7 protein-coding genes are annotated in these 9,105 nt (G+C 69.3%); 2 read left to right on the top strand and 5 right to left on the bottom strand.

The window, feature by feature from the left end:
- Window positions 1-122: 122 nt before the first annotated feature.
- Window positions 123-482: a hypothetical protein gene (locus tag I55_RS02540; protein WP_044558917.1), complete on the bottom strand. Its 360-nt coding sequence runs from the start codon at window positions 480-482 to the stop codon at window positions 123-125.
- A gap of 208 nt (window positions 483-690) precedes the next feature.
- Between I55_RS02540 and I55_RS02545 the strand changes: the two genes are divergently transcribed.
- Both I55_RS02545 and mug read left to right on the top strand, forming a co-directional pair.
- Complete coding sequence (locus I55_RS02545; protein WP_199902434.1) at window positions 691-1,230, top strand: TetR/AcrR family transcriptional regulator; 540 nt, start codon at window positions 691-693, stop codon at window positions 1,228-1,230.
- Window positions 1,227-1,748: a G/U mismatch-specific DNA glycosylase gene (gene mug, locus I55_RS02550; protein ID WP_044558920.1), complete on the top strand. Its 522-nt coding sequence runs from the start codon at window positions 1,227-1,229 to the stop codon at window positions 1,746-1,748. Before I55_RS02545 ends, mug begins: the two co-directional genes overlap by 4 nt.
- A 52-nt stretch (window positions 1,749-1,800) precedes the next feature.
- Here the strand turns inward: mug and I55_RS02555 are convergent, their stop codons facing one another.
- From I55_RS02555 to I55_RS02570, 4 genes are all read right to left on the bottom strand, one after another.
- Window positions 1,801-5,163 carry a DEAD/DEAH box helicase gene (locus I55_RS02555; protein WP_083900787.1) on the bottom strand — a complete coding sequence of 1,121 codons (3,363 nt, stop codon included), beginning with the start codon at window positions 5,161-5,163 and terminating at the stop codon, window positions 1,801-1,803.
- Window positions 5,164-5,259: 96 nt separating this feature from the next.
- Entirely contained in the window at window positions 5,260-7,275 is a 2,016-nt protein-coding gene (locus I55_RS02560) for a right-handed parallel beta-helix repeat-containing protein (RefSeq protein WP_044558921.1), read from the bottom strand.
- A gap of 30 nt (window positions 7,276-7,305) precedes the next feature.
- Window positions 7,306-8,106, bottom strand: coding sequence for a kinase (locus tag I55_RS02565; RefSeq protein ID WP_044558922.1), 801 nt, complete (start codon window positions 8,104-8,106; stop codon window positions 7,306-7,308).
- Entirely contained in the window at window positions 8,090-9,055 is a 966-nt protein-coding gene (locus I55_RS02570) for a D-glycerate dehydrogenase (RefSeq protein WP_044558924.1), read from the bottom strand. The genes I55_RS02565 and I55_RS02570 overlap by 17 nt, the downstream gene beginning before the upstream one ends.
- Window positions 9,056-9,105 lie beyond the last annotated feature (50 nt).

Below are 9,105 nucleotides of genomic sequence, written 5' to 3' on the forward strand. Positions count from 1 at the left end.
GGGGGACCACCGCGCGAACGGAGATCCGGCGGAGTTTCGATGTGCGCGTCCATCATCGGGCCTCTTGCTGGAGGGCCCGGCAGCCCGCGCCCCGGGGACGGGACGCGGGGGCCGAGGCGGTGTCAGTTCGGGGCCAGACGAGCCTGGGTCAGCGCGCCATCCAGGTTGGCGACGCAGCGGGCGTAACCACCGCTGCCGGGGGCCAGGCCCACCTCCGCGCAGGCCGACTTGTCAGCCGGCGTGGGACGCCGCTCCTGGGACGGGACGCCGGCCAGGGCCTGGCTCAGGGTGCTGACGCAGGCGGCGTAGTCGGCGTCGTTGACGGTCAGCCCCAGGGTCCCCTGGCAGGTGTGCCGGATGAGGGCGGCCTCGCCGTCCGTGACCGGGGCGGCGAAGGCCGCCGGGCTGGCGCACATCGCGGCACCCAGCAGGGCGGCGGCGGTGATGGCCTTGATCCAAGCAGGCAAAGTCCGGGTGTTCATGGCCTTTACTCCATGTTTGAGAGGTTGGGATTTTCAGGGAAGGGCTTGAGGTCGTGCCCTTGAATTTTGTACTGAACAGTATATATATCGAGGCCAAGCCCCTCGTCAAAGGATTTTATGCGAGATGGTACAAAATTCTGAAACCACGGAATCGAAGCGCCGCGGCCGGCCGCGCGCATACGATCCGCAGGCCGCCTTGCTGAGGGCGATGGACGCGTTCTGGAAGAAGGGCTACTCCGGCACCTCGCTCGACGACCTGTCCGCCGCAACCGGCATGAACCGGCCCAGCCTCTATGCCGCGTTCGGCGACAAGCGTTCGCTCTATCTCAAGGCGCTGGCGCACTATTGGCAGGTTGCCCTGGACACCATGCGCGCGGATCTCGCCGACGGCGGCCCCTTGGCGGATTCCCTGATGCGCGCCTACGAAGGGGCGCTGTCGATCTATTTCTCGGGCGAGGACGAGGCGCGCGGCTGTTTCGTGGTCGGCACGGCGGTCACGGAGGCCGTGGAGGACGCGGAAATCCGGGATAGCCTGATGAGGGGCTTCCTGTCGTTCGACGCCGATTTCAAGTCCCGGTTCCAGGCGGCGCGGGAGAAGGGTGAGTTGAAGGGCGACGCGGATCCCGCCGTGCTCGCGACGCTGGCCACGGCCGTGATGCACACCATCGCCATACGCGCCCGATCGGGCGCCGCCCGCGCGGACCTCAGGGAATTCGCGCGCAAGGCGATCGGCGTCCTTTGCGGATGACGGATGCACCGATTCTGCCGGACGTCCTGGCTGAAGGATTGGACGTCGTTTTCTGCGGACTCAATCCTGGCCTGGCCGCGGCCGGGGCGGGCCACCATTTCCTTGGACGCGGAAACCGGTTCTGGCGCGTGATCCATTTGGCCGGATTCACGCCGGAAGAAATGCGACCCGAAGACGACCGGGCCATCCTGCGCCACCGATGCGGCCTGACCACGGTGGTCGAACGGCCGACGGCCCGGGCGGACCAGATCGCGATGGCGGAGTTCGCCGACGCCGCCACCCGGTTCGAACGGAAAATCGCCCGGCACGCGCCGCGCTTCGTCGCCTTCCTGGGAAAGGCCGCCTTTTCCACCCTGTCCAGCCAGAGGGAAATCACCTGGGGATGTCAGGCCGGCACCTTCGGCGGCGCCCTGGCATGGGTTCTGCCGAACCCCAGCGGCCGCAATCGGGCGTTCAGCCTTGACGAGCTGGTAAGCGCCTATCGCCAGCTTCATGACCAGGTGGTGCTGGACAGCTAAGACCCTGTCGCCCCATCGCGCTTGCCTCAATCGCCGAGCGCCGCTGATCCTCTCAAATCGGCGCGAACAGCCGGTCGATGTCTTCCGCCGTCAGGGCACCGGGACTGTCGGAGCCGGCGTCATGGATGACAGCGGCCAGCTGGCGCTTGCGGGCTTGAAGATCCAGCATGCGATCCTCGACCGTGCCATCGGCCACCAGCTTGTAGACGAAAACGGGCTTGTCCTGGCCAATGCGGTGGGCGCGGTCGGTGGCCTGGTCCTCCACCGCCGGGTTCCACCAGGGATCGTAATGGATGACGGTGTCGGCCGCCGTCAGCGTCAGCCCGGTGCCGCCGGCCTTCAGGCTGATCAGGAATATCTCGGCCTCGCCCCGCTGGAAACGGTCAACGGGATCCATCCTGTCGACCGTGTCGCCGGTCAGGCTGACATGGCGCAGGCCCGCCGCGTCCAGGTCGGCGCGGATCAGGTCCAGCATGGTCGTGAACTGCGAGAAGACCAGGACGCGCCGCCCTTCCGCCACCAGTTCGGGCAGCATCTGCATCAGGTGGGCGCGCTTGGCGCTGGCCGCGACCTTGGCCTTGGCGTCCCGGAGCAGCAGCAAGGGGTCGCAGCAGGCCTGGCGCAGGCGCAACAGGGCTTCCAGCACGACAATGTGGCTGCGCGCCAGGCCGCGCGCCGCGATGGCCGCCCGCACCTTGGCGTCCATGGCCAGCCGCAGCGTCTCATACAAATCGCGCTGGTCGTCCGCCAGGGGGACGCGCTCGACGATCTCCGTCTTGGGCGGCAGGTCCGCCGCCACTTCCGCCTTGTCCCGCCGCAGGATGAAGGGGCGGAGCCTGCCCGTCAGCAACCGCCGCCGGTCGCCGTCCCCCTTCTTCTCGATGGGCGTGCGGAACGTCTTGGTGAAGACGCGGCTGTCACCCAGCAGGCCCGGCATGATGAAATCCATCTGGGTCCACAACTCGCCCAGGTGGTTTTCCAGCGGCGTGCCCGTGACGCAGAACCGGCGCCCGGCCGGCAGGGTGCGCACCAGGGCGGCCAGTTTGCCCGCCTGGTTCTTCACCGCCTGGGCCTCGTCCAGGACCAGGGCCGGCCACTGCCGGGCGGCCAGCATGTCATGGTCGCGTAACAGCAGCGGATAGCTGGTCACCACCAGGTCGGCCCCCTCCGCCTCCGCCCATCGCACGGCGCGATCGCGCCCCTGATGCAGATGCACCCTCAAGCCAGGGGCATGTCGCGCGCCCTCGCGCAGCCAGTTGGGCACGACGCTGGTGGGCGCCACCACCAGGGCCGGGCTTGAGAGCCGCCCTTCATTCTTCAGGCCCTGCAGAAAAGCGATCATCTGCAGGGTCTTGCCCAACCCCATGTCGTCCGCCAGCACACCACCAATCCCCGCCGCGTCCAGGGCCTGCAACCAGGCGAGGCCCCGGCGCTGGTAGGGGCGCAGCTCGGTCGCCAGGCCCACCGGCGTTGGCGCCTCGTCCATGGGCTCCAACAGACGGCGCAACTTCGCCCGCTGCTCCGGCCGCAACAGCATGGGTATCGGCAAATCCTGAGCCGAATCGAGCAGCGCCGCCTGCCCCAGGTCGATGCGGGTGCCGCCCTTCGCGTCCAGGTTCGTGGTGCCACTGAACAGGTCCAGCAGGACACGTGTCAGGGGCACGATGCGGGCGACGGGAAGCGCCACATACTGGCCATCCGGCAGGGGCGCGTACAGCACCGTCGCCGGATCGCGGGCCAGAAGCGCCTCCGGATCGCCTGCCTTCCTCAGCAGCGCCAGCACCAGGGGCAACAGCGCGACACGCTGGCCATCGACCTGGATCGCGATGTCCAGGTCGAACCAGCCGGCACCGGACTCTTCGACGCTGGCGTCCCAGGCCCCCACACTGGCCAGGCGCCAACGGAAGTCCGGCGCCGTTTCGATCTGCCACCCCTCGCCCCGCAGTTCCGGCAAGGTTCGCGCCACGAAGGCCAGCCACACGGCCTCCGGTTCCAGATGGACGCCGTAGGACTGGCCGGGAGGGATGGGCATGGCCTTCCCGCCGGCACCGGGCGGCGGATAGGCGGGGCGTAGCCCGGCATCGGCGATCCGCTGGATGGCATCCAGTTCCACATCCGTCCGCCGATGGCGGACGCCGATGCGGCTTCCCTTCACCAGCCGGAAATGGTCCGGACCGTCGCTCCCCGTCACCAGATGACCATCATAGTCGAAGGTCAGATAGGCGCGGTCGGCGGGTTCGACCGCGGGCTGCCATCGGCTGGCCGCGCGGCGCGGCGGCCAATGGGTCATCAATTGCAGCCGGATGACCGGCGGCTGGTCGTCCGTTTCAACGGTCATCGACGGCGACGGCAGTTCCACCCGGGGGGGCGTTGCCTCCCCCGTCCCTGGCACAGGCGGCAGCAACGCTGGCAGACGCTGCGCCACCACGGACGCGGCGACGGGATCCAGGGGTGGCGCCCGCAGCAGCGCCCGAATCATCGGTAAGGATCCGGGAAGGTCCAGCGGACCGCAGCGGTGGTTTCGGGCATCCACGTACCAGGTGAATCCGCTGCCGGGGCTCAAGGGCTCAGCGGCGTCCCCCTCGGCCGGATCGACGCGCAGGAACGGCACCTGTCGTCCCTGGCCATCCACGCGCCACCCTAGTATGGCCTGACGGCTGGGTCCGACCTGCAAGGGCGGCGCTTCCAGATCCAGCCAGTGCATCCTCCCCGACGCCAGCAACCGTTGCATCAGCTCCGCCGCCAGCGTCTGATCCATGGGCAAGCTGTCGCTCATATGATAGCCGGCGGATGCGTTGATCTGCCGTGCGATCAAGCGGTCGACGTCCGTCACGCCCTGGGCGGTGGACTGGGCCAGGCCATGCAGAGTCAGTGTCCGCACGACGCCGAAGCCGCCCTTCTGCCTAGGTCGAACCACCACGGGAGCCAGGCTGGGATTTTGATACGAGTAGACGGGCGGCTTCAGCAGGTATCGCACATGCTCCGCCACCTCCGGGTTGCCATCGTCGGGTTCAGCGGCCCGTGCCACCTCCGCCAGCCACCGGGCCAGTTCCGGTCCATCGGTTTGCGGGATCGCGGGGGCTGCGGGGGTCCCATGTCTGGGCCTACCCTCCTCCATCCGCCCGCCGCCGGCCAGGGCCGCATACAGCGCGGCCGCCACGTGCTTGCAGTTGAAGCCGACGGGACAGGTGCAGAAACCCTCAAGGTCATAGCCCCGCCGCTTGCGCTCGACCGTGAGTTCCACCTCATAGGGTTCGGCTTCCGAGCCATGGACGGCCGCCATCAGGCCCAGCCCATCTTCGTCCAGATGAAGGTCGGTCACCCGGCCCTGCTGCCAATAGGCTTTGCCCCGGGCAAGGGCCCCAGGCTCCACCTCACCCAGCACCTCCGGACCAAACGCCACCCCGTCCGCCACGTCGATCTTTCCCTCAATGCCCTGCCCGATCCCGCGGACGTCGTCGGAGGGAAACTAAACAATCACGGCGCTGGCGGGAACACCGTAACTGGCACCTCAATCCGTCCCCGGGCGGGGGCCCGCCTGGCGGATGACGGCCAGCGCCGGGGCCGGCCAGGCGCGGTCGGGCAGCAGGTGGTCATCCTCCACCCGCATGCCGATCTCCGCCCGCCAGCGGCCGCCGACGCGGTTGGAGTTGTGCCAGTTGCCGGTGGCGGCGTTGTCGGCGGTGACGCCCCAGGCGAAGTTCCGGCCCACGGTGTTGGCGTTCAGCCAATAGCCGTCGGTCTCCACCACGTTGCCCTCCACCCGCAGGTGCTTGCTGCCCTCATCCAGGTAGATGCCAATGCGGTCGGCGATGTCGAAGACGTGGTTGTCGCGGATGACGGTGCCGGGGTTGGCGGACAGGTTGTAGATGGCGCCGCCGTCGAAGAACCACTTCTTCACGCCGTGGATGCGGTTGCCGGCCACCGTCATGTTCCGCAGCACGGTCGGGCGGTCGAAGACGGGGTTGTGCAGATAGCCCCTCTGGTTTTCCCGGTAGTTCCGGTTGCCGCCCACGTCGTTGTAGCCCCAGCCCCAGCCGATGGCGATGCCGTCGTAATTGGCGTCGGAGATGTCGTTGTGCAGGATGTCGGCCTTGTCGATGTATGTCGCCAGCACCGCCGCGTTGTCCTTGTAGTCTTGGGCCACGTCGGTGATGACGTTGTCGGCGATGATCAGGTCGCGGTTGGTATGGCGCGGGTCGGCGGGGTGGTGCGCCTCCTGTCTCACGCCGCCAGCCATAATGGCCCCGCCAGCGATGACGGCGAAGCGGTTGCCCAGCACCTTCACCCCGTCCGTCCCCAGGCCCACGCCGGTCAGGTGGGCGTTGGCGTCGTTGCCGATGCCCAGCGCCACCTGGCCCAACTGGCTGAAGGTGTTGCCGATGAAGGTGATGTCGCGCGCGGCCGACACCTGCACGGCGCCGGGGATCTGGTCCCACTTCTGACGCATGCTTTCGAATTCCGGGCAGCCCCAGCCGCAGGTGGCGTAGGCGTCCGCCGGCCGCAGGGGCGACACCTCCTTGAGATAGGCGCCGCTCTGCTGGTTGGCGTAGCCGGTGGCCCGCGACGGCCCCATCCAGCTGGTGTGGGAGAAGCGCAGGCCCTGGAAGGTCAGGTTCCGGACGGGATGGTCATAGCTGCCACCGATGGCCACCAGCGCCTCCAGCCGGGGCAGGATGACCGTCATGGCGGCGATGTCGGCATCCGGGCGCGGCTTCACGTACAGCTTGCCGGCGGCCGGGTCGATGTACCACTGGTTCTGGTTCAGGTGCCATTCGCCGCGCTTGCCGAAGAATTCCGGCGCGTTGACCAGGAACAACCGCGCCTGGTCGGGCATGAAGGGCTTGTTCAGCGTGTCATAGCCCCAGCTGTTGTTGTCCCAGGCCGGCTGCTTCAGCGTGACCTCCATGCCCTCGATCCGCTCCACCGGGGAATAGCGGTCGGTGAAGATGCCCGTGGCCTCCACCTCCAGCCGTTGCGGCGCCTTGACGGCGGCGATGGTGGCGAGCGCTGGGTTCTTCAGGACGAAGCCGTGGGCGGTGAATGCCACGTCATGATGCGTGATCTCGATCGCCGGTCGGTCGGCGGCCGTGCCGTCGATCCACAGCTGGCGGCTGTCCAGGCCCTTGGGCACGTCGGCGACATAGATGTCGTTCTCCGCGTCCACCAGCGTCCAGCCGGTGACGCGCATGCCACCCGATATCAGGGCCTCCGCCCCCGCCGTCGCCTTCCATACCACGCGATGGTCCCCCTGCCCGCCATCGGCGGCGGCGAAGACCAGCGGCTGGTCCAGGGCGTAGGTGCCGGCCGCCAGTTCCACCGTGATATCATGGTCGCGGTTGGCCGTGCGCACCGCCGCCTGGGCGCGGACCAGGGTCCGGAAGGGCCTGGCCACCGTTCCGGGTGCGGAATCATCCCCGCCGGGCGCCACGTGGAAGGTCACGGGCTCCGCCGCCAGGGCCACACCGGGCAACAGCAGCAGCAGGCCCGCCAGCAGCAGGCGGGGCCAGGGCGGCGGGGTGATCATCCCGGGGTTCTCCCTTGTGGTTGTCGTCCGTCAGACCACCTGACGCCCTGTATCCAGCCGCAGCGTCAGGTCGGCCCGGCCCGGCATCTCAGCCAGGATGTGCCGGGTCAGGCGTTCATAGAATTGAATGAAGCGGCTGACCTGCTCATCGGTCATGGTGCCGTCCGTGGGCTTGCCCGCCGCCCGCAGCCGGGCGCGCAAGGTCTCCTCCTGCTGGATGCGCCAGCCGCGCACCACGGCGAAGTCGGGGGCGGCCAGCAGGACCAGGGCGTCCAGGCGGCCGAACAGCCGCTGATAGTCCCCGGCCAGGGCGGCGTTGACATGGCGGCGCCATTCCCCGCCGGTGTCGCGGTCACGTTCCAGGTCATTCACCGGCGCGTCCAGGTCGGCGGCGTCCTGGGGCACGGCGCCCACGCACCAGCCTTCGAACAGCACCACGTCCACCGGCCCCTCGACCCAGGCGCCCTCGGCGGCACGGGTGTCCACGGCCTTGTCGAAGCGTGGCAACAGCGTGCGGCCGGGCGCGCCCAACCCATCCAGCACCGCCAGGCCCAGGCCCACATCGTGGGTGCCGGGCACACCGCGCGTGGCCAGCAGGGGGTGGACGTCGCGGGCCAGATCCTGCCGCTCACCCTTCGTCAGGTACAGGTCATCCAGCGACAGCACGGCGACCCGCAGGTTGGAGGCCACCAGCCGTTCGGCCAGCCCATCGGCCAGGGTGGACTTGCCGCTGCCCTGGGCGCCGCAGATGCCCAGGATGAAGGGGCGGCGCGGTGTCTCATCCAGGCGCCGGCGCAGCAGACCCTCCACAAGGTCAAGCGACGCGGTCATGCGGCACCTCGCCAGCAAAGAAGCGGTCCAGGTTGGCGGCAACCCGCATGCCCATGGCAATGCGCGTCTCCAGCGTGGCGCTGCCCAGGTGGGGCAGCAGCACGGCGTTGGGCAGGGCGACCAGGCCGGGGTTCACCGCCGGCTCCCCCTCGAACACGTCCAGGCCGGCGGCGGCGATGACGCCGGTGGACAGGGCGGCGATCAGGTCGCCCTCGTTCACCACCGTGCCGCGCGCGGTGTTGACCAGGATGGCGGTGGGCTTCATGCGGGCCAGCAGGGCGGCGTTCACCAGGTGGCGCGTGGCGGGCCCGCCGGGGCAGTGCAGGGACAGCACGTCGGAGGTTGCGGCCAACTCCTCCAGGCTGTCGACGTGGGTGGCGTTCAGCGCCGCCTCCACGCCCATGTCGGCGCGGCGGCGGCTGTGATAGGCGATGGACAGGCCGAAGGCCCGGGCGCGGGCCGCCGTCGCCTGGGCGATGCGGCCGAAGCCCACCAGGCCCAGCCGCTTGCCCGCCAGCCCCTGGCCCAGCAGGTGGGTGGGACGCCAGCCGGTCCACTGGCCGGCGCGCAGTTCCCGCTCCCCCTCGCCGGCGCGGCGGCTGGCCATCAGCATCAACAGGATGGCCAGGTCCGCCGTGGCGTCGGTCAGCACGTCGGGCGTGTTGGTGACGACGATGCCGGCGGCCTTCGCCGCCTCCAGGTCGATATGCTCGAACCCGGCGCCGAAGTTGCCCAGGATGCGCACCCGGGCATCGGGGGCGGCCAGGATGGCGGCGCCGACGCGGTCGGTCACCGTGGGGCAGATGGCGTCATATTGGCGCATGGCCTCGGTCAGCTCGAGCGCCGTCAGCGGCCGGTCGGCGGGATCGACGGTGACGTCGTAGCGCTGGCGCAGATGCGCCTCCACGGCGTCGGGCCAACGGCGGGTCAGCAGGATCTTCGGGGGCATGGCGCTTCCTGTTCAGGCGGATGACGAAGGGACGGGCGGGCATCATAGCC

The organism is Azospirillum sp. B4, assembly GCF_000333275.1.
Lineage (GTDB): Bacteria > Pseudomonadota > Alphaproteobacteria > Azospirillales > Azospirillaceae > Nitrospirillum.

What these genes read in the sequence shown, in the direction of transcription:
- I55_RS02540 (WP_044558917.1), bottom strand. Translation starts at nt 482, where the DNA reads ATGAACACCCGGACTTTGCCTGCTTGGATCAAGGCCATCACCGCCGCC.
- I55_RS02545 (WP_199902434.1), top strand. Translation starts at nt 691, where the DNA reads ATGGACGCGTTCTGGAAGAAGGGCTACTCCGGCACCTCGCTCGACGAC.
- mug (WP_044558920.1), top strand. Translation starts at nt 1,227, where the DNA reads ATGACGGATGCACCGATTCTGCCGGACGTCCTGGCTGAAGGATTGGAC.
- I55_RS02560 (WP_044558921.1), bottom strand. Translation starts at nt 7,275, where the DNA reads ATGATCACCCCGCCGCCCTGGCCCCGCCTGCTGCTGGCGGGCCTGCTG.
- I55_RS02565 (WP_044558922.1), bottom strand. Translation starts at nt 8,106, where the DNA reads ATGACCGCGTCGCTTGACCTTGTGGAGGGTCTGCTGCGCCGGCGCCTG.
- I55_RS02570 (WP_044558924.1), bottom strand. Translation starts at nt 9,055, where the DNA reads ATGCCCCCGAAGATCCTGCTGACCCGCCGTTGGCCCGACGCCGTGGAG.